Raw genomic sequence first — 19,889 nt, forward strand, 5'->3', positions numbered from 1 at the left:
AAAATCACCTTCCGCTAACGCGCCGGCAGTTCGAGCACCCGTTTGTTACCGGTATCGGCGACATAGACGTTGCCGGCGCTGTCCACCGCTACCCCCTGAGGCGTGATGAGGCCGGTGAACGCCAAGTCGACCGTGCTTTTCGCGCCCGGGGCCAGCTTCAGGACCCGGTTGTTCTCCTCGTCGGCGATGTAGAGCGCGCCGGCGGCGTCGACGGCCAGGCCGGCGGGTTCTTTGAGCCCGGTGATGGGCGGTTCCAGCTTGCTCGGCTGGGTCCTGTCGGCATCCATCTTCAGCACGCTGGTGGTGGACTTGCCGTAGTAGACGATGTTCACAGCGACCAGGTAGACAGCGCCTTTGCGATCGACAGCCACACCGGCGTCGCTCCTGATCCAGTCGTCCCCGCTGTGCACGTACATCATGGTGCTTGAGCCTGCCGGCAGCTTCAGCAGCTGCACGGAGTCGAGGCAATACACGTTGCCCGCCCGGTCCACCGCTATGTGGGTGGGGTGGTTGCCGCTGTTGAAACCTGTGAAGGGCAATTGGGTCGGGCTGTTGGCACCCGCGGCCAATTTGAGAACGCGGTCGGTGCCGGGGTCGGCGACATACACCGCGCCGGATGTGTCGACGGCCACACCCGTGGGGTGCTTCAGGCCGGTGAAGGGCAGCTCGACAGCGGTCGTCGAGCCGCGCGCCAGCTTCCACACCCGGCCGGCTTCGGGGTCGGTGACATACACCGCGCCGGAGCTGTCGACTGCCACGTCGCCCAGGCCGTCCAGGGCGCTGAAGGGCAGCACCACCTGCCCCCGCGGCGATTTCTGGAACGCGTTGTGGAACAGGACAACCGCGGCGACGAGGGCTGCCACCACGACCACAATTGCGATGCCGGCGATGATCCACGGCGTGCGGCTGCGCCGGCGCGGCGGCTGATGGGGGTGCACTGGACCTAGGAATCGGTGGCCGTGGGGGGATGCCCGACAGTGACGATGTCACTGACCCGGTCAAGTCCCGAGATGGAGAGCAGCTTCTTCAACGGACCGGTCTCTCTGATGACAACGGTGAGTTTGGTCGCCGCCGCAACGTCGAATAGAGCCCGCACGGTGCTGCTGTCGCAATAGGTCACCGCGGCCAGGTCGAGGGTGATGGTGGGAGATGCCGCGACGGCGCAAGCTATCAGTTCTTTGAGTTTGCCGACATTCGCCAAATCGATTTCCCCGGAGGCGGATACCACCGTCGGGGTGCCGCCCTCGGCCTCCGTCAAGCGAAACTGCCCATCGTTCATAGCCGGACACCCAATTCGAGACTCGTTCCAGTGGCGCTCTGATGCAGCTGCATGCTGTCGACCATGGCCTCTATCACGCGCATCCCATGCCCCCGGTTTCTGGTCACGGCGGGGGGATGCCAGTGGCCGTCGTCTTGAATGGTCACGGTGAGCAGGTTCACCCAGACTTGAGCCGTCACCGTCAGCTCAACCGCGCGGTCGGCCGGCCCGGTGGCGTGCTCGACCGCGTTGGCGGTGGCTTCGCCCACCGCCAGCAATATATTCGCCGCGCGGGCATTGTCGATAGCCGCCGCCGACAACCACCGGCGAAGCTGAGCGCGGATCTCCGCCAGGTTTTCCGGTGCGGCCGGCACCGTGACTGCAAGTGGCGGCGGCGGCGTACGGAACAGCAGCAATGCGACGTCGTCGTCGTAGCCGTGAGAAGGCCGCAGCTCCGATATCACCCGGTCGGCGACGGCCTCCGGGTGCTGACCGTGCATGAGCCGCATCACCGCGGTGGCGCGCTGAATTCCCTCGGTCAGCGATTCCCCTCGTCGCTCGACGAGTCCGTCGGTATAGACCATCAGGGTGCAGCCCGGCGGCAGGCAGGTGGTGGCATGAGGACGTAGCTGGCTCGCTACCTGGCCGGCTAACGGGACGTGTTGCGCCAGGTCGAGGAGGACGGGCTCAGGTGCGTCGCCGACGACCAGCCCGTAGGGATGTCCCGCACTGCTGTATTTGACCGTGCACGACGCCAGGTCGATCACGGCGCAGAACACGGTGGTACAGCGCGCATCGGGCAGGCTGAGGGCAAAGTGATCGAGGCCGTCGAGGGCACGGGCCGGGTCGGCGGTTTGCAGCAGCACCGCTCGCGCAGCCGATCTGAGCTGACCCATTACCGCCGCGGCCGACAGCCCCCGCCCGACGCAGTCCCCCACGACGATGCCGATCTGGGTCGCGTTGATCGGGATCACGTCGTACCAGTCGCCGCCGACCTCGAGTGGCTCGACCGCGGGTAGATACCGCATGGCAAACCCGTGCGGTAGTTGCGTCGGGCCCAGGATTGCATGCTGCAAGGTAATGGCCACCGCGCGGGCCTGCTCGAGTTCTCGTGCGGTGGCCAGGGCCTGCGCGAGGTGGCTGCTCAATAGTCCGAACAGGTCCCGGAGGTCGGTACCGGCTTGGTAGACAGCGACTTCCATCGCGACGGCCGCGGCGACACCCGCCAGCGGCACCGAGTACACGACGGTGTCATCGTCGCGGCCGCGCCGCTCGCTCACCAGCGCACCCAGATGGTGCCGCGATTCATCGGCTGCCGAGGACAAGCGCTGAAACTGCTCGTACGACAGTTCGGTATCGGGCCAGACGAACAGTTGCGGCGCGGATTCCTTTGCCGCCCAGAGTCCGGCGATCACCCGCTCGGCGTTGAGTTCTTGCGCCAATTGCTGCGTGCCCACCCGCAACAACGCGGTGCTGGAACCATGTCCGCTCAGGTTGCCCGCGAATCGCGCGAGGGTGGCGTCGCGGTGGCGCGCGCGCCGCTCCGCGGTGACATCGCGCGCGGTGCCGACGAACAGCGTTCGCAGCGTGTGAGGTTCAGTCACCTTCGCGATCGAACAGGCGATCCAGGCCCGCTGTCCGTCGACGCGTCGCAGCGGGACGGTGTAGTCACCGCCACCTTCGTCCAGGCAGCGGCGGTATGCCTCTTGGTTGATGGCCCAACCCTCAGCATCCAGCTCGGGAGAGGGAACCCAGGGGTGTGGCCACTGATATGGCGCATCGTCCGCGGAATAGCCGCTGAGAGCCAGGAAGGCTCCGTTGGCCTCGATGATGGTGCCGTGGCCATCGGCGACGAAGAAGCCCTCCTGCATCGAGTCGATCAGCGCCCGACGGAAATCCGACTCCCGATTGCGAAAACGGCTCATCTCCAAGTTGGACCGGACTCTGGCAAGCAGCTCGGCCGTCGAGAACGGCTTCACCAGATAATCGTCGGCGCCGGCCTCTAAACCGCCGACCGCTGCTTCTTCCCCGGCGCGAGCCGACAGAAATATCACTGGGACCGACGCCGTGCGTGAGTCTGCCCGCAGCGCTGCCAGCAATCCGAGCCCGTCGAGACCGGGCATCATGATGTCGGTCAGGACCAGATCGGGTCGCTGGGCGCGCGCGAGGCGTAAGCCCTCGCGACCATCGACGGCCTGTACAACGCGCCAATGTGCGTTCAGCGCGTTGCTGACAAACGCGCGCATGTCGGTGTTGTCCTCTACGACGAGTACGCATGCGTCTTTGGTTGCCTCTTCGTCATCGCCGCCGTGGCCCGCCGTGCCCTCCACGCCCGCTGACCACCGCAGCGCTTCGTCGATGTAGGCCGAGTGCCGGTGTTCCATCAAGTTGGAGCCGGGTCCGACGTCGCCGGCGCCGGATCCGATCGGCAACTGGACGGTGAAGGTCGAACCGACCCGTTCCCGGGACTCCACGGACACCTCGCCCCCGTGCAGCCGCACCAGCTCCGCGACCAGGGCGAGCCCGATGCCGGCCCCTTCGTGGCTGCGCCCGCCGTGGCCGCGGACGCGGTGGAAACGCTGGAAGATTTTGGGCTGTTCGTCGGGCGGAATTCCGATTCCGGTATCGCTCACCGAGAGAATGACCAGATCCGCCGTTTCCCGCAATTCGACGTCGATATGTCCGCTCAGTGTGTACTTGACCGCGTTGGACAGCAGGTTGAGGACGATCTTCTCCCACATACCGATGTCCACCGAGACCAAGCGGCTCATCGTCGAGATACGACTGCCCAGCGCCAGCCCGGCGCGATCGGCGACCGGCTCGAATGAAACGACCAATTCCTTCGTGACGGCGGCCAGGTCGATCCAGTCGCATTCGGGTTGCCGGTGGCCGGCCTCGATCTGTGAAAAATCCAATAAATCGTCGACAAGGCGCCGCAGGCGTCCGGCGTTTCGCCTGACGATTTCAAACCGCTCCCGTTGCCTCGGCCCCAGTGGCTCACCCTGATCGGAAAGCCCGTCTTCGCTGGGGCCGGCGATCAGCGCCAGAGGCGTCCGGAACTCGTGACTGACATTAGCGAAGAACTCGCTCTTGGTGCGATCAAGCTCTGCCAGGGCTTGGGCGCGATGCCTCTCGGCTTGATAGGACACGATGTCGCTTACCGCCCTGCTGATTTGAGCAGCCGCCAAATCGAAGAAGCCCCGAAATTGCTCGTCGAATTCCCGGTACGGAGTTATTCCCAAGACCAGTACAGCGTCGGGCACATCCTGTGCGGCACTCTGTATGGGAAACAACCATGCGCAGTGCGGACTCGAGTCGCCGACGGGGCTGGCGTCGGGAGCGACGGCTCGCGCGCATTCGGGCGACACCGCAGCGGTGGCGGGCGCAGTGACCGACCACAATTCGGGCCACAACGCGACACCGTGTTCGAGCAAGCCGGGATCGGCGACACCCATCGTGGCCGAGAGCCGGTCCGTCGCGCCGGAGAGACCACGTACGTAAACCGCGGCGAACGGGATATCGGCCCGGTTGCGGGACAACACCGTCATCGCGGCGGCGTACACCCCCTCAACCGTGGCGCCACTTTCGCTGGAGGCAAGCCCCGTGGCCGCGCCCAACGCACTCAACATGCTCAACCGCCGCTCACTGAGCACCCGCTGAGTCGTCTCGGTGACGGCGGTGAACGCCCCGCCGACCGAACCGAACTCGTCACGAATCGCGCTGTAGGAGTAAGTGAAATACGCTTCCTCGAGATACCCGAATCGCATCGCCGGCAGCAACTGGTCGTCTGACCACGTGGCATCTCCGGTGGCCAGTACACCGCTGAGCTGCTGGCCGATGATGTACCAGGTTTCCGGCCAAACCTGCTGGCCTGGTCGTCCCAATGCGGGGTGTTTCTCGGGGCCGAGAATCGGAATCCACGCATCGTTGTAGAGAAGAACGAGATCGGGTCCCCACCAGATGACCATCGGATAACGCGAACTGAGGCAGATGCCCACCGCGGCCCGCAGACTTTGCGACCAGGTGTGAACGGGTCCCAATGACGACGTGGCCCAATCGAATTCGGACATACGCCGCGCCATCTCGCTGTCACCGACGAACGGTGAAATGCCAGACTCGGCGTCCGCCGTAATCGCCACCACCACCTTTACCTGCGACACCCACCAGGGCCACGAGGCGCTGGCTGCAGTGTATCCCGCCATCAAGTAGCGGAATGGTGAAAACGAGACTGGACTTCGGCGGTCGCCGACCGGGCCCCGCCCGCGCCCTTGGTTATTGAACTGGCGTCGTCACGTTTCGCTCGGCCGTTCGCAGGGTAAATAAACGCGTCGAGTTCAGACCAGAGCCCGCAAACACCGAGTTTTGTGGCCGGAGGACTGATCGTGGGAACCACCGATGAGTATGCAGATGTTGCGGGTTTGTTTCGTCGTTTGCAGACGCTCGATCCATCATCTCGTGCCTACGAAAACCAGCGGAGCAAGATCATAGAACGCTGCTTGCCGTTGGCCGACCATATTGCCCGTCGGTACCGGGATCGCGGCGAGTGCCTCGAAGACCTTGTTCAGGTCGCGCGGTTGGGGCTGATCAATGCGGTCAACCGCTTCGATGTCGATACCGGCTCAGAATTCTTGGCGTTCGCCGTGCCTACCATTACCGGCGAAATTCGCCGCCATTTCCGTGACCATGGATGGGCGGTCAAGGTACCGCGCAGAATCAAGGATCTGCAGGTGCAGTTGAAGGCTGCAACACAGGATCTGTCACGGCAGCTGCACCGCGCCCCCAACGCTTCGGAGATCGCAGAATATCTGAGTATCGACCGTGCGCTGGTAGTCGATGCGATGATAGCCGGCAGCAACTATTCGGTCCTGTCCCTCGATATTCCAGCAAGGGACGGCGACACACACAGTTCACCGGCAGAAACGGTGGGCAGCGTCGATTCGCGTCTGGACGAAGTCCTCAATGCGCAGACCGTGCGTCCGTTGATCGCGGCTCTGCCGGAGCGCGAACGCACCGTCATCAAGCTGCGATTCTTCGACGAGCTGACGCAGACGGAAATCGCCGAACGCGTCGGCTGCTCGCAGATGCACGTTTCGCGCCTGCTCGCCAAGGCGTTGCAGACGTTGCGCAGCGGCGCGGACCGTCCAGACTTGGCCGCGGCCGGCTGACGCGAGCCCAAGCGTGTCATCGAGGGCATGAGAACGGCCCCCAGGCTTGCGCCTTTTGTATCAATAAGTCTGCACCGAGCCTGCGGGCGAGCCGGCCAACAAGCTCACCGATCCGGTGCCGGGTCCTTGAGGTGCTCACCAGTGACCGGTTCGTCGATCGGTGTCCACGATGTACCGAGTGCCGGGAGAGCACATGCTTTCGCCGAACGCCGCCGGCTGGCGCGGCACCCGGCCCACGTGTGTCCGGAGTCGGTCGCGACCGCGCTGCGGCAGGAGTGTTCGTGGGACATCACCAAGCTCGCGGGCGCGGTGAAGGGCACCTCCTCCGATGCGTAGGTCATCATCGAGATCTACCCCCGCTCCATCGCCGGTGTCCACGTCCCGACCCACCAATCCGGTGTTCTGGCAACCGAACTGATGGAGCAGATCTGCGGCAGGACCGTTGCTGCGCTACTCGCCGATCTCAAGGTCCCCCGGTCACTTTGCGGCCCCGGGTGTCCAACGACAACCCGTACTCAGAGTCGTGTTCAAGACCTTGAAGTACGGGCCGGAATTTCCTGAACGATTCGGAACGCCCTCGGAGACAGGGCAATTCATGGACACCTTCACCACCTGGTACAACCGTGAGCATCGTCACACCGGGATCGGGCTACACACACCCGCCGACGTCCACTTCGGGTTGGCCATCGACAAAGCCGCCGACTGGCGCACAACACCCACCCAGGCCCGCGCCCGACAGCCGCCTGACCACCCAATGGACTCATCCAGGGTAAGTCCCCTGGCCTGGTGGCCCAAAGAATAACGACGTGGTGGAGCTGCCGCTGCGGATCACCGTAGGTTCGCGGAAGCCTGAACCCTTCGGTCACTGAACTGATTCAGTCCCCGGATGTGTCGCTGAAACACGTCGCAAAAGCTTGGCGGAGTGCCTCTGCTAGCAGCCAGAATTCAAGCGGTCCGGGCTGCACGGTGGCTTCGCCGGACGTATGCTGCCGACCAGCAGGTACGCTATGCTCGCTTCGCTCCGCGGAGAGGTTTGCTGAATGACGGTCGCGTTTTGCCTGCTTGGCGACATTGAAGCCCGGGTGGACGGGCGGCGTCTGGATATTGGTCATGCCCGCCAACGTTGTGTCCTCGCCGCATTTCTGATCGATGTGAACCGTCCGATTACCGCGGAGCAGTTAGTTGATCGCGTATGGTCGGATCATCCGCCGCACCATAGCCGCAACTCGGTTGCTGGCTACGTTTCTCGCCTGCGGAATCTGCTTTCCGACACAGAGGATGCGGCGATCTCGCGGGAACCGGGCGGTTATGTTCTTTCGGTGGACCCGCTGGCGGTGGATTTGCACCGCTTTCGGTCGGTTGTTTCTACGGCGCGGGCTGCATCTGATCCATTGGAAGCTGTCGGCTTGTTCGACCGTGCGTTGAAAATGTGGACCGGCGAACCGTTTGCATCCCTGGACACGCCCTGGGTGAACAGCATCCGCAATGCTATCCAGGCCGAGCGGTTTGCGGCCGAGTTGGATCGCAACGATGTCGCACTGCGGGTCGGTAGACACGCTGAATTGCTCATTGAGATTGCCGCGGCACAGACCGCCCATCCCCTGGACGAACGTCTGGCGGGCCAGTTGATGCTGGCCCTCTACCGCAACGGTCGGCAGGCCGACGCGTTGGAAGCCTACTGCCAGATACGTGAACGACTTGTCGAAGAACTTGGCGTTGACCCCGGATTGGCGTTACGCCAGGTTTACCAGCAGATCCTCACCGGCGAAGCCGAGGAGGGAACGGCCGTCGGCCCAGTTGTCGGAGCAGTGGCCGAGCCGGTTGCGGAATCGCACGGCCCCGCAGTGCCGGTTCCATCGACGGCATTCGGCCGACCCCACCCGGCACTGTTGCGGCGCCCCACCAGCTTTATCGGGAATGAGCACGAATTAGGGCTGGCAACCGATGCGCTGCGGGCAGGTCCATTGGTAACGCTGACCGGAGTTGGCGGGGTCGGCAAGACGCGGCTGGCTTTTGAGGTCGCACGCAGACAGCAGAAACTCTTCTCCGACGGTGTGTGGATCTGCGAACTGGCACCGTTGGATCACGGCGACGCGGTGATCCACACGGTTGCTGCCAGCGTGTGGCTGCGACAGCAACAGGGCATGGACATCGAGGTAAGTGTCATTGAATATTTGCGCGAGCGCGAGGTCCTACTTTTGTTCGACAACTGCGAACATGTGCTGGAGGCTGCTGCGGGCTTGATCGACCAAATTGTGCAGCACTGCCAGCGGGTATCGGTATTGGCGACTAGCAGGCAACCGCTCGGAGTTGCGGGAGAACGAATCGTCGGGGTTCGGCCGCTGCGTCTAGAAGATGCGATTCGCCTGTTCGCTGATCGAGCAAGAGCCATTGAACCAAACTTCGCAGTCGACGATCAGCCAGCGGGTGCGGTGGCCGAGATATGTCGGCGGGTGGACTGTTTACCGCTGGGGGTCGAACTAGCAGCGGCGCGAATGCGGGTGATGAGCAGCGGTGACATCGCTCGGCGGCCGGACTACCTGGGGCTCGTCCGTGGTGGTACGCGTGGAGCATTGCCACGCCAGCGCAGCCTGGCTGAGACGATCGCGTGGTCGTACCGGCTGCTCACTGAAGCTGAACAATTGTTCTTCGACCAACTGTCTTTATTCGCAGGTAGTTTCGAGTGGGAAGCCGCGCATGAAGTGTGCTTGACCGAGGCTGGGCGCGAAGAGGACACCCTCGAGTTGTTGACCGGGTTGGTCGACAAGTCGATGGTGGTGGCGCAAACTTCCGAAGACCACACCCGCTACTCGCTTCTGGAAACGCTGCGGGCCTACGGGCGGGAGCGCCTAGCGGAGAGGGGCATGGTGAAGCAGGTCAAGCTGAAGCTTGCGGCCTACTTCACCGACCTGGCTGAGCGCGCCGGCGCGGGCATGCAAGGCCCCGAGGAGCGGGAATGGGTCGAGCGGATGCTGCCCGACTACGACAACCTGCGAGCGGCGTTCGAGCATGCGATGAACGAGCAAGAGATCGATCTGGCGCTGAGACTCGTGGCGGCGGTACCTGAGTTGATGGGCTGGCGCATCGGTTACGAGGTGGCCGAGTGGGCTGAACGTGTCATGGCCGTCGCCGATATCGACCATCCGTTGTTCCTTGCGGCGGTAGGGGTGGCCGCCCGGGTTGCCTGGAATCACGCTGACTACGGGCGTGCGAGATCTCTTGCGGCCCTGGCACAGGGGCAGGTTCCTAACCGGGGTAGTGCGCGGGTCGTCTATCCCGCAGATGTCATAGCGGATGTTGCACTATTCGAGGGCCGCGGGGTGGAGGCATTGACATATTGGGAAGCTGAGGCGGCACGCGCCCGCAAAGAGTCCGATCCGATCAGGCTGGCCTGGACGCTTTTTGTGGCAGCTATCTGTCAGGGCGCCATGGGCATCGACGCCGTCGGTGTGCCTGCCGCGGAGGAAGCGGTGGTCGTCGCAGACAGTACGGGAAACCCGACAGCCCGAGCGATGGCGCTTGTGGGGCTTGGCTACCTGCTCAGAAGATCCGAACCCGAGCGTGCGCTGGTGTTATTCGACGATGCTGCGCGGCTGGCCGCGGATGTGCATAACTTCTGGGTGTACGGCAGTGCGCTGACGGAAACCGCGGCAAACCAGTCATTGTATGGTGATCCGCTTGAAGCGGCGCAAACGTTTGTCGAAGTGCTTGAACACTGGGACCGGTTCGGTGACACGACTCAACAGTGGCTCACCCTGCGCTACGTCGCGCGAGTACTTCTCCGGCTTGGAGCTTACGAGGATGCCGGGTTCTTCTACTGGGCCTTCCTGAACGCGGGTAAGCCGTCGCCTCTTACTGCAGGTCAACTCCAAACCCTAGTCGACCATTTGGGGCAGGCCGGCCTCGCCGCACTACGACCGCTGTCGACCAGCCATGCCGCGGTTATGGCGCGAGCCCGCAGCAGCCTACGAAACCAGCAAGACCGCAGGACTCTGAAAGCCATCTAGTGTTCCAGCAACCGTCGTCGGGTTTCTTTGACACCGGTGTGGACTACGTAGTTCGCGATGGTTCTGCAACAGCAATCCTCGGCATACAGCCGAGCGGGCAGATCCCGCAGGAAGAAGTCATTCAGCAGCTCGTCGAGCCCTAGAGTGCCGTCTAGCACCGGGGCGAGGCGTTCCTCTGCGACGTGCTCGCGCACAGCCTGCTCGAGGTCGTAGATCGCGGCCTTGCTGATCGGTCTCTCCAGGAGATCGGCGATGTGCGGCAGCAGTGCCTCAAGCTCGTCGTCGGGAAGCGGGGTGTCCCCGTATCCCGGCGTGAGCGGCATCAGGACCGAGGCTGTCGCTCAGCGAGAAACTTCTTCACCTACGCTGACCGCACGCAGCCGGCCGGAACCGTCCGGTTCTCCAGCTTCGCCGAGGCTTTGGTGGATCGCACGGCGATTCGCTTCACTACGTCTTTCTTCACCACGCGACGCGCCACGACCCACACCTCCCTACCGGTGATTCCAGAGGTACATGTTGCCGCCGGGGCGGGCGCACGCGATCCTGGCTGCGACCGCACTCGTTACCTTCGCTAATGTCTCCACAAGTGTTCCCAACAGGCATGAGAACGGCCCCCAGGCTTGCGCCTGAGGGCCGCTTCCGCTAGTAGCGGGGACAGGATTCGAACCTGCGACCTCTGGGTTATGACCTACGGGCCAGGGGTTTCGAGTTTTCGTCGGGTCTCATTTGTGCAGGTCAGCGGGGGTTGAGTGTTCGGGTGGTGCGTCGCGTTTCGCTGATTTGGGGTGGTTTCGTGGAGCTTGGTTCCCAAATATGTTCCCGACCGAGATCGCGACGCCTGCCGCCGGTGGCCCGCGACACCCGCACGGCAGGGCCGCCTGCGTCGCCCAGACCGGCCGCTTCCGATCGAACCAGTTCAACGGTGAGCGGTATCGCGGATCGAGATTCCGGACGTTCGCCGACAGAACTCAAGGAAAGGACGATCCCACGGCCCGCACCAACCCGCCTCACTACTGGGACCAGCAAGCGTGGCGCGACTTACAGCAGTTCCTGCCGGAGCGCCTCCGACTGGATGAGGGGAACTCCCCTGAGGAGCAATTATGGGACTGGCGCGGCAGTATCGTGCACCTCGACCGCTAACGCGACCGGACGCGACCGCCAAGGTTGCCTTTCACCACGGAGTGGGCACAATGGTCGCCAGATGATCGCTGCCTGCGATCAACTTTCAGCCGCTTGGACGCCGATGAATTCCACCCCGGCGCGAATAGCGGGGCGGTGGCGCAGGATTCGGTAATGAGCTAAGCGGCCGAGCCCTCGTGTGGTCAGTAACCGTGCGCCTTGCCATGCCGTGGCCAGTCGCTCGCTGGCGGCGTAGGGGCTGTCCGGGTCGTCGGGGTCGTGGATGAGGAGCAATGGTGGGTAGTTGGCTCGTCGACCGATCCGCGTCATGTTCGTCTCTTGCAGCGGCATGGCGATTCGTTTTTCCAGACGACGGTGCAGGCCCGCGCGGATCCGGCGACCGAAGCCATGGCGTGCGGCGAAGAGGTCGAGATAGAGGGGAAAATCGCCCATGGGCGCTAATAAGACCAAGCGCCCTACGTGTGCGCCCTGCGCCGCCGCCAATGCAGTCGCGTTCGCTCCGAGTGAATGAGCTACTACCGCGTGGGCGGCCCCGTGGGTCTCGATCATTGCCGCAATAGCGTCGGCGCACTCGGTGGCAGTGGTACGCCCGGGCGCGAGCGCACCCGGATCGGATTCATTGTGGCTGGGTAAGTCGAACGCAATGACTCGATGCCCCGCCTCAACCAGCGGTTTGACGAACACTGCCAAATGCGCGCGCTGGCCGCCCCAACCGTGTACCAGATATATCGGCGGCCCCTTGCCCCATTCCTCACCAGCGACCCGATGCCCATCCCAATACGCTTCTATCGGCCTGCCCGGTGACACACCCGGCGGCATGCGCAGACTCGACTCGAGAACCGGTGGGGTGCACCACAACTCGACTGCCCACCGCGATCCCAAAGAGGGCGCAAACCGCTCGAGCAGCCGAAAAGTTCGGCGCACTCTGGCAGCGACCGGGGGAAGGACTCCGGAGCCGACGACGTCGAGCGCAGCAATCTCGCCGGCCTGTGCTTGTGCCGACACTGGTCCAGGAGCTCCTTCAGTCATCAAACGCGATCGTAATATGGGCTACAAAACGAGGGCTGGGCAAAGCCTTCGGAGACTGCACCGTCGAGCAAAGTACCTGATGATGGCCGCGGATGCGGCTGCCGGCATCTATCCGATCAGGCGTCGACCGACCGTATCGGAATGAATCGGCGAGCCCACCAACGTTGCGATGCCGGTCGTATTCACGTAGCAACGCGATGTAGCGGTTCTTGTCGACGTTGCAGTCGTACTGCTGCAGGGGGTCAAGGAGGTCCTGTGCCGCGGTAAAGACGAGATCAGCGAGCAGACGGGTCGTGCGGCCGTTCCCGTCGGTGGATGGACGAACCCTCACCGCCTCGGCGTGCACAGCGATACCGAGCTCGCGGGAGGCAAGTCATCAATAGACAAGCGGCTTCTTTGATTAGTGACGAGGTGACGGGACGCGCTGTCGAGCGTCTCTCTGAGCATTGTGTCAAGCAGATTAGCCGCCCCTGCGCACAGACTTACGACAACGGCACGGATTCTCGGGCCAGCACAGGACAGGCCGACCGCGCGTCCATCGTCAGCCACCCCAGTTTCAGATATGCATGCTCCCTATGACGCAACCGCGCCCGCAAACCCCGCTACAGATAACCTGGTCGGCCAGCCATGATTTCAACTCTGGCCGAATCCGAAGCCATAGGCCAAAGTGCCCACGTGAGCACCATCGAACTCCTGATCTTCAGCGTTCTCGCTGGCATCCTCGTAGCCGTGGTAACCGCCCCCGTCGCCGTCCACCGCTGCGCAACCGGCTACGGCCACTCTGCTGGTCGGCAGCGTGCCGGGAATCATCCTCGGCGCAATTGTCCGAGTCACCCTGCTTCCCGGACTCCAAGCCTTCCGACTGCTCGTCGCCGCATTCCTACTTCCCGTCGGCGTTTGGCTCTGCCTACCAGCTAAACCACCCGCACAGTCGGCCACCGGACCCGCCACCAGATTCACTATCACCACGGCCGCCGTAGTGGGGACCCTCGGCGGCATTTACGGGATTGGCGGAGGATCACGGCTCAGCCCGATCTTGGTCGGACGCGGCATGCCGGTAGCCACCGTCGCACCCGCAGCACTGCTGACCACATTCGCCACCTCCATCGCCGGCGCTCGGACTTACCTCGTCTTGGCCATCACCACCGCTGGCCGCGACATTGCCCCGCATTGGTGGGTCGGAATACTCGCCGGCACAGGCGGACTCATCTGCGCCTAACTGGGCGCACTGCTGCAATCCCTTCTACCCGAACGCGTCCTACGCATCGCCCTGTGCGCGCATTAGCCGTCGCCACCCCCACCCTCTACGTCGCCCAATCCATGCGCTAAAGCTCCGCATCGCCCAACCCACAAACCAGGTCAAGTCGTCCCGCAACGCAGTTCAACACAGCCTGATAGGGATCGGTTACGGATAACCCTGCCCCTGAGGACGAAACCCCAGTTCGATAAACGTTGGTGCAGTTACGCGTTCAGTACCGCGCCGGCAACCGCCGTTGCAACCGCGAGCGAGGCATGGAAGCCGTTGTCGGCGCCCTTCTCGAAATCGTCACCGTCCACTGCCATCGTATTGGTGATGTGCGCAAGACAGACGATGTTCTGATCTGTAGCGGCGGCAACGGCGTATAGCGCGGCAGCTTCCATCTCGACGCAGGCTATCCCGCGACTTTGAGCGTCCTTGATCGCAATCTCGGTTTCGCGGTACGGCGCGTCCGTGGTCCAGGAGCTACCGGTAACGACGGAAATCCCAGTGCTGTCGAACGCACTTCGAAGTCGATCAAGGAGGGCCCTTGGCAGATAACTCCATTCACCGGGCGCCAAATAGTGTGCGCTAGTTCCTTCATCGCGGAGAGCGCGGTCGATGAGCACGAAATACGGCGGCGCCTCGGTGCCGCTGATACGGCCTGCGGAAGTGATGCTTACGACAAGGTCGGCACCTGAGGCAGCGAGTTGCTCGGCGACCAACACCGCAAACGGCGCACCGACAGCCATCCCCACCACTCCAACTTCGCGTCCATTGAATTGGGTGACCCACATGTCGGTGTGGTAGCAAGCCCAACCCGGATGGCGACTGCCCGTCCCGGTCCGCGCCAAGTGCCGAACTATGTCGCCATCCGGGTCCAGCACACACACTTGCGGAACCGGCTTGTCCTGCAACGACTTTTGACGACGGGCTTCTCGCAGCAGATTGTCTGGCCGAAGCACCGACGGCGCATTGAAGTCCTTGGGTCCAACCAGCGGGTAGCCGTTCAGATCGTAAGTCATCGACACGATCTGCCGCTCACACATTCCACCGTTCTAACCAAGACCGCTCCTGCGTCACCTTCTCATCGTGAAACACCGCTGAGGGTAAATGCAACGTCATTGACGGCGCCGGTTGGTTGAAAAAGTTACCTTCGCCCTTGGCGGCCAGGCCGTCGCCGGTCTCGACGTAGCAAGCGCCCTCCCCGGTGAACAGTTTCTCTGGCACGTCGTAGCCGAGACGGCGAGCCACTCCGTGGGCGACGACTTCGGCCTGGGCCTCGGCGAACACGGCAGCCTTGGGCAGCGCCTTGCCATTCGGCAGCGTCAGTATGGTCGCGTCGCCAATCGCCCACACATTGCCGACGCTCGTAGACAGGGTGCGGGATTCCACCGGAATCCAACCAGCCTCGCCGAGCCCGGTCGACCTCGCCGCGGCCGACGGGGCATGGGGTGGAACCACAACGAGCAGGTCGAATGGCTCAGCCGTGTCGTCCTGGAAATGCAACGTCTTTCCGGCCGAATCCACGTGGTCGATGGCCTTGCGGGGATGGAAACCGATGCCACGTTCCTTGAGCATCGACACCAGCGCCTCACCGACCTCCGGGCCCGCCAACGGCATTGGCAGCGGATCGGGAGTGAAGGTGTCGATTTGAACAGTCGAGTTTGCGAACCGATCGCCAAGCTGAGCGGCGATCAGGAACGCCGCCTCGAACGGCGCCGCGGGGCACTTGAATGGCACGCCCGCAATAAGCACCGCGATCCTGCCATGGTCAAGCCTGTCAACCTCGGCGTGCAGCTCTGCGGCGCCGTCGAGAGTGTAGAACTGACCCGCGACACCGCTGTCCAGCGCCGCCTGCAGGCCAGGGACGGCAGCGGCGTTCAAAGCGGCACCCAGCGCCACCACCAGCGCGTCGTAGCTGAGAACTCCGTTGTCGGTATGGACTGCGTGGCCTTGAACATCAATACGTTGGACGGTCGCGGTCACAAAATCGACTCCCGGTAGCGATGCCGCAGTCGCGCGCACCCGAACCTGGTCCGGCCGACGCCAGCCTCGGAGCACCCATAGCAGTGACAACCCCAAGGTCCCGTCGAAACTTTTGTCCACCAATACGATCCGGTCTTCCGGCGGTAACAGCCGGCGCAGGTCGCCTGCAGCCGTGAGACCCCCGACGCCCGCACCAAGAATGACGACTGTCTTGCCCATAATTCCGAACCCTTCTCAGGCAAGCTAGGTTCGATTCGTAATTGACTGACTCAGTCGGTCAGTTATAATCTGCGGTAATGCCCCGCAGCATTCCGCCCGACCGGTTCATCTCCGTTGTTGCCGCTGCGGCGCGGGTGTTCATCACCCATGGTTACCAGCGCACTCAAATGCAGGATGTCGCAGGCGCCCTTGGATTGGCCAAGGGCACTCTGTACGGCTATGCGCAGAGCAAGGCTGCGTTGTTTGCGGCGGCGGTGCGTTACGCCGACGCTCAGGAGGAGGTGCCGCCGCCTTCCGAGCTGCCGGTGGCTGAGCCCGCCGACGGCGAAGTCGCAGCCCTGATATCCGAACGGTTGGCTGACGAAATCCGCGATATGACCCTTACTCAGGTATTGCGAGAGCCTCTGTCCACCAAGCAAATTGGCGCCGATATCGGTAACGTCGTCACCGATCTCTACCACCGGCTTGCCCGCCACCGCATCGCACTGAAGATGGTCGACCGCTGCGCCCCCGAATTGCCCGAGCTAGCCGAAGTTTGGTTCGTCACCGGCCGCAACGCCCAAATCGACGCAGTCCAGACTTTTCTTCAACAGCGGGCGGACGCCGGGCTTGCAAGCCTCCCCGGCCCGGCGCCGATTGTCGCCCGGACGATCGTCGAACTCTGCTCGTTATGGGCCGTGCATCTGCACTTCGACCCCTCGCCGGATGCCCGATTAGCAACGCGGTCAGGAACAAGCACTGACGAGACCATCGCCTCGACGCTCTCCCAGTTCGTCGTCCGCGCCACCACAGCAATCCCTGGCAATTAACACACTGGAGGACCGCTCGTGCTCCTCGCACCTGCCCGCCGCTATCTGTCCAGCCAGGCCGCTCGGCCAAGGGGCGTGTTCGGCCATCTGTTGGGTCGGATCTGGCCGACGGAGACGGCCAGCGACAACCGTGTTGCGATCGAGCTTCTCGCTCCGGCGCCGGGCGAAAGGATCTGTGAAATCGGCTTCGGTCCCGGTCTCACTCTCGGACTGCTCGCTGCCGCCGGTGCCGACGTGGTCGGCGTCGAGGTCTCCGCGACGATGTCGGCGATAGCTGCCAAGCGCAACGCGAAACCCATTGCAGCGGGCACGATCACGCTGCATCACGGTGACGGAATAGCGCTACCGGTCGCCGACGCCAGCCTTGACAAAGTACTCAGCGTGCACAACTTCTATTTTTGGCCCGACCCCCGCGCCAGCCTGTCCGACATCGCGCGGAGCCTGCGCCCCGGTGGCCGGCTTGTCCTCACGTCGATTGCCGATGATCAACCGCTAGCTGCCCGATTCGACCCCACGATCTACCACGTGCCGACCACCTCAGACACTGAGGCGTGGCTTCGCCGCCGGCTTCACCGACATCCGGACTGAGCGCAGGGCCGAGAATCCCGAGACTGTCTGGTTCACGGCTACTGCGTCGTGACGACTGCACCGATGTCGGCGAGCGCTTGCAGCACCTCGGCCGAGCGCGGCGTGGCGGACGGGTCGGCGATCCACTGAATCATCAGGCCATCGATCACGGCCATCAGCACCGAGACAACGCTCGACAACGTTTCGGGTGGTTCCATGTCCGTGCCAGCCAGCGCCGCACGAGCCAACTCCACCGAACGCTGCCGCACGTCGGCATATCCGGCGGCGAGGCGTTCCCGCAAAACTTCCGAACGCAGCGCCGGCGCGTAAGACTCGACGCACGCGTAGACAGCGGGCCGGATCTGCTCGAAGGAATCGACAGTCGCCTCGAAAACGGCTCGGATTTGTCCGTAGGGAGTGGTGTCCGCGGCCTGGTCGAAGGCGTCCTGGACACGCTGATTCCAGGTCGCGAAGCATCTGCCGAGCGCGTCATCGAGCAGCGCGTCCTTGCCGCCGAAGTGATAGTTGATCGAAGCGACGTTGACCCCAGCGGCCCGGGCGATGTCGCGTGAGCTGGTGTTGCCGTAGCCCCGTTCCCGCACGCACGCGAGAGCGCCGTCGAGCAGTTTGTCCCGGTTGGTGCGCGGCTGTTGCACGGACACATCCTATCGTGATAAACAATTGTTTACGTCAAACGTTTGTTTATCAGATTTAGGGTGGTCATGGCAACTGAGGTTGTTCGCTTCGTAGGAGTTTTCAACGGCGACGGCGGCGTGCGCGGCGAGCTGGCCTATGCATTCGGCAAACTGCGTGGCAAGACATCCTGTGCGCTCTGCGACATCAGCCATCGGGGGTTGCGGGCCAATCCGGACTGGAATGACGTCACCTGCGCGGTAGGAGTTCCGTTCGATCTCGTACATCGCAACGAGAGATCTGCCGACGTGACCCTACTGACCGGTGACCAGACGCCGGCGGTGGTGGCCGAGACGAGCGTGGGCCACCGACTTGTCATGAGCCCCAACGATTTCGCCGGTGTGTCCGGAGACGCACAAGAGTTCGTTCGAGCGCTGCACCAGGCCTGCATCAACGCCGGCCTGGCTTGGCCAGGCGTCGATGCGGCTGAGCTCGGCAAGGCCACGCGATGACCACCGCCCTGCCTCCCGGACCGCGGCTTCCCCGGTACCTGCAAAGTGTGCTGTACCTGAAATTTCGGGCATGGTTCCTACCGGCAATGCATCGCCGGTACGGAGATGTGTTCTCGTTGCGGGTGCCTCCATATGCCGACAACCTCGTGGTGTACACCCGACCCGAGCACATCAAAGAAATCTTCGCCGCCGACCCGAAGGCGTTGCACGCCGGCGAAGGCAACCAAATCCTCGGATTGGTGATGGGCGAGCACTCGGTGTTGCTGACCGACGAAGGCGAGCACGCGCGGATGCGCTCGCTGCTGATGCCGGCGTTTACCCGAGCGGCATTGGTCGGATACCGAGACATGATCGCCTCGGTCGCACGCGAGCACATCGCACAATGGCAAACACGTTCCAGCATCAGTGGACTCGATGCGATGAACGCACTGACTCTTGATGTCATCATTCGCGTCGTTTTCGGCGTCACAGACCCCAAGCTGAAGGCGGAGTTGATCAGTCGTCTACAGGACATCGTCAATATCCATCCCGCCATCCTTGCCGGTATTCCATATCCCGCCCTGAAACGGGTGAACCCATGGAAGCGTTTCTCGGAGAATCAAAGTGCGGTCGACACCCTCCTCTACCGCGAAATCGCCTCCCGACGCACAATCTCCGATCTCGGTGCCCGCACCGACGTGTTGTCCCGACTATTGCAGGCAAAAGACACTTCCGACGGTCCACTCACCGATGCCGAACTGCGCGACCAGCTCATCACTTTGTTGCTGGCCGGCCACGAGACAACCGCGGCGGCGCTGTCTTGGACGCTGTGGGAAGTTGGCAAGAAACCCGACATCCAAGACCAGGTCGTGTCCGCGGCCGATGGAGGTGATGACAGCTATCTGGAGGCAGTGTTCAAGGAAGGGATGCGCAGGCACACCGTAATCGCCTCTACAGCAAGGAAACTCACCAGAGCAGCCAACATCGGCGGTTGGAAGCTGCCCGCGGGGACAGTGGTCAACACGTCGATCTTGTTGGCGCATGCCAGGGAGCAGGCACATCCGAATCCCACAGAGTTCCGCCCCAGCCGGTTCCTGGACGGCCCTGTCGCACCCAATACCTGGCTTCCGTTCGGCGGCGGTGCGCGTCGATGCATCGGCTCCGGGTTCGCACTCACCGAAGGTGTCGTGATCTTGCGAGAGATATTCCGCCACTTCACCATTGCTCCGGCCGAACCCGCCCGCGTCGAGCAACCAACGGTGCGCAACATCACCACCGTTCCCAAACACAGGGCGCGGTTGCGGCTTACACCGCAGCACGACCGGGCCCTGGCCTGACGGATTGC

General features: G+C 63.3%; 17 protein-coding genes and 3 pseudogenes. 10 read left to right on the top strand and 10 right to left on the bottom strand.

Annotated features, from left to right (window positions below):
- Window positions 1-14: 14 nt before the first annotated feature.
- From AC5Y7D_RS18770 to AC5Y7D_RS18780, 3 genes are read right to left on the bottom strand one after another with little or no spacing between them, the layout of a single operon-like run.
- The gene (locus tag AC5Y7D_RS18770; RefSeq protein WP_499926598.1) at window positions 15-938 is read right to left on the bottom strand and encodes an NHL repeat-containing protein; all 924 of its coding nucleotides are present in this window, start codon (window positions 936-938) and stop codon (window positions 15-17) included.
- A 5-nt stretch (window positions 939-943) separates the two neighbouring features.
- Window positions 944-1,258, bottom strand: coding sequence for an STAS domain-containing protein (locus AC5Y7D_RS18775; RefSeq protein ID WP_499926601.1), 315 nt, complete (start codon window positions 1,256-1,258; stop codon window positions 944-946).
- 17 nt (window positions 1,259-1,275) lie between these two features.
- Window positions 1,276-5,328 (bottom strand): SpoIIE family protein phosphatase, encoded by a 4,053-nt coding sequence (locus AC5Y7D_RS18780; protein ID WP_499926603.1) that lies wholly within the window; start codon window positions 5,326-5,328, stop codon window positions 1,276-1,278.
- A 309-nt stretch (window positions 5,329-5,637) separates the two neighbouring features.
- Between AC5Y7D_RS18780 and AC5Y7D_RS18785 the strand changes: the two genes are divergently transcribed.
- The 4 genes and pseudogenes from AC5Y7D_RS18785 (at window position 5,638) to AC5Y7D_RS18800 (ending at window position 10,430) form a co-directional block, all read left to right on the top strand.
- Window positions 5,638-6,423 (top strand): SigB/SigF/SigG family RNA polymerase sigma factor, encoded by a 786-nt coding sequence (locus AC5Y7D_RS18785; RefSeq protein WP_499926764.1) that lies wholly within the window; start codon window positions 5,638-5,640, stop codon window positions 6,421-6,423.
- Between the two features lie 141 nt (window positions 6,424-6,564).
- The gene (locus tag AC5Y7D_RS18790) at window positions 6,565-6,759 is read left to right on the top strand and encodes a hypothetical protein (RefSeq protein ID WP_499926605.1); all 195 of its coding nucleotides are present in this window, start codon (window positions 6,565-6,567) and stop codon (window positions 6,757-6,759) included.
- A 102-nt stretch (window positions 6,760-6,861) separates the two neighbouring features.
- Window positions 6,862-7,105: pseudogene (locus tag AC5Y7D_RS18795) on the top strand (integrase core domain-containing protein); the annotation flags it as partial.
- Window positions 7,106-7,463: 358 nt separating this feature from the next.
- A complete protein-coding gene (locus AC5Y7D_RS18800; protein ID WP_499926607.1) occupies window positions 7,464-10,430 on the top strand; it encodes an AfsR/SARP family transcriptional regulator in 2,967 nt (988 codons plus the stop codon).
- On the opposite strand, the gene AC5Y7D_RS18805 is transcribed toward AC5Y7D_RS18800, so the two are convergent.
- Window positions 10,427-10,753, bottom strand: coding sequence for a hypothetical protein (locus AC5Y7D_RS18805; RefSeq protein WP_499926609.1), 327 nt, complete (start codon window positions 10,751-10,753; stop codon window positions 10,427-10,429). The two genes, AC5Y7D_RS18800 and AC5Y7D_RS18805, sit on opposite strands and share 4 nt — an antisense overlap.
- A gap of 727 nt (window positions 10,754-11,480) precedes the next feature.
- Between AC5Y7D_RS18805 and AC5Y7D_RS18810 the strand changes: the two are divergent.
- Window positions 11,481-11,620 (top strand): annotated as a pseudogene (locus tag AC5Y7D_RS18810) (alpha/beta hydrolase); the annotation flags it as partial.
- Between the two features lie 28 nt (window positions 11,621-11,648).
- On the opposite strand, the gene AC5Y7D_RS18815 reads toward AC5Y7D_RS18810, so the two are convergent.
- The 3 genes from AC5Y7D_RS18815 to AC5Y7D_RS18825 all read right to left on the bottom strand — a co-directional run bounded on the left by AC5Y7D_RS18815 (window position 11,649) and on the right by AC5Y7D_RS18825 (window position 13,409).
- Window positions 11,649-12,599, bottom strand: coding sequence for an alpha/beta fold hydrolase (locus AC5Y7D_RS18815; protein WP_499926611.1), 951 nt, complete (start codon window positions 12,597-12,599; stop codon window positions 11,649-11,651).
- On the bottom strand, window positions 12,592-12,945 hold the full coding sequence (locus AC5Y7D_RS18820; protein WP_499926613.1) for a hypothetical protein: 354 nt from the start codon (window positions 12,943-12,945) through the stop codon (window positions 12,592-12,594). The genes AC5Y7D_RS18815 and AC5Y7D_RS18820 overlap by 8 nt, the downstream gene beginning before the upstream one ends.
- A 287-nt stretch (window positions 12,946-13,232) precedes the next feature.
- A complete protein-coding gene (locus AC5Y7D_RS18825) occupies window positions 13,233-13,409 on the bottom strand; it encodes a hypothetical protein (protein ID WP_499926615.1) in 177 nt (58 codons plus the stop codon).
- On the opposite strand from AC5Y7D_RS18825, the gene AC5Y7D_RS18830 reads away from it, so the two are divergent.
- Entirely contained in the window at window positions 13,396-13,818 is a 423-nt protein-coding gene (locus AC5Y7D_RS18830; protein WP_499926617.1) for a TSUP family transporter, read from the top strand. The two genes, AC5Y7D_RS18825 and AC5Y7D_RS18830, sit on opposite strands and share 14 nt — an antisense overlap.
- A gap of 242 nt (window positions 13,819-14,060) precedes the next feature.
- On the opposite strand, the gene AC5Y7D_RS18835 is transcribed toward AC5Y7D_RS18830, so the two are convergent.
- Both AC5Y7D_RS18835 and AC5Y7D_RS18840 read right to left on the bottom strand, forming a co-directional pair.
- Entirely contained in the window at window positions 14,061-14,885 is an 825-nt protein-coding gene (locus tag AC5Y7D_RS18835; protein ID WP_499926619.1) for a nucleoside phosphorylase, read from the bottom strand.
- Window positions 14,878-16,044: an NAD(P)/FAD-dependent oxidoreductase gene (locus AC5Y7D_RS18840; RefSeq protein ID WP_499926621.1), complete on the bottom strand. Its 1,167-nt coding sequence runs from the start codon at window positions 16,042-16,044 to the stop codon at window positions 14,878-14,880. Before AC5Y7D_RS18840 ends, AC5Y7D_RS18835 begins: the two co-directional genes overlap by 8 nt.
- Window positions 16,045-16,121: 77 nt before the next feature.
- Between AC5Y7D_RS18840 and AC5Y7D_RS18845 the strand changes: the two genes are divergently transcribed.
- Both AC5Y7D_RS18845 and AC5Y7D_RS18850 read left to right on the top strand, forming a co-directional pair.
- The gene (locus tag AC5Y7D_RS18845; RefSeq protein WP_499926623.1) at window positions 16,122-16,853 is read left to right on the top strand and encodes a TetR/AcrR family transcriptional regulator; all 732 of its coding nucleotides are present in this window, start codon (window positions 16,122-16,124) and stop codon (window positions 16,851-16,853) included.
- Window positions 16,854-16,871: 18 nt separating this feature from the next.
- A pseudogene (locus AC5Y7D_RS18850) lies at window positions 16,872-17,493 on the top strand (class I SAM-dependent methyltransferase).
- Here the strand turns inward: AC5Y7D_RS18850 and AC5Y7D_RS18855 are convergent.
- Window positions 17,480-18,076, bottom strand: a complete 597-nt coding sequence (locus AC5Y7D_RS18855) for a TetR/AcrR family transcriptional regulator (RefSeq protein ID WP_499926626.1) — start codon at window positions 18,074-18,076, stop codon at window positions 17,480-17,482. The pseudogene AC5Y7D_RS18850 and the gene AC5Y7D_RS18855 sit on opposite strands and share 14 nt — an antisense overlap.
- Before the next feature lie 66 nt (window positions 18,077-18,142).
- Here AC5Y7D_RS18855 and AC5Y7D_RS18860 point away from each other — a divergent pair, with 66 nt between their 5' ends.
- Window positions 18,143-18,565, top strand: a complete 423-nt coding sequence (locus AC5Y7D_RS18860; protein ID WP_499926628.1) for a hypothetical protein — start codon at window positions 18,143-18,145, stop codon at window positions 18,563-18,565.
- A complete protein-coding gene (locus AC5Y7D_RS18865; protein ID WP_499926629.1) occupies window positions 18,562-19,881 on the top strand; it encodes a cytochrome P450 in 1,320 nt (439 codons plus the stop codon). Before AC5Y7D_RS18860 ends, AC5Y7D_RS18865 begins: the two co-directional genes overlap by 4 nt.
- Window positions 19,882-19,889 lie beyond the last annotated feature (8 nt).

The sequence above is a fragment of the Mycobacterium sp. NGS49 genome (assembly GCF_059812565.1).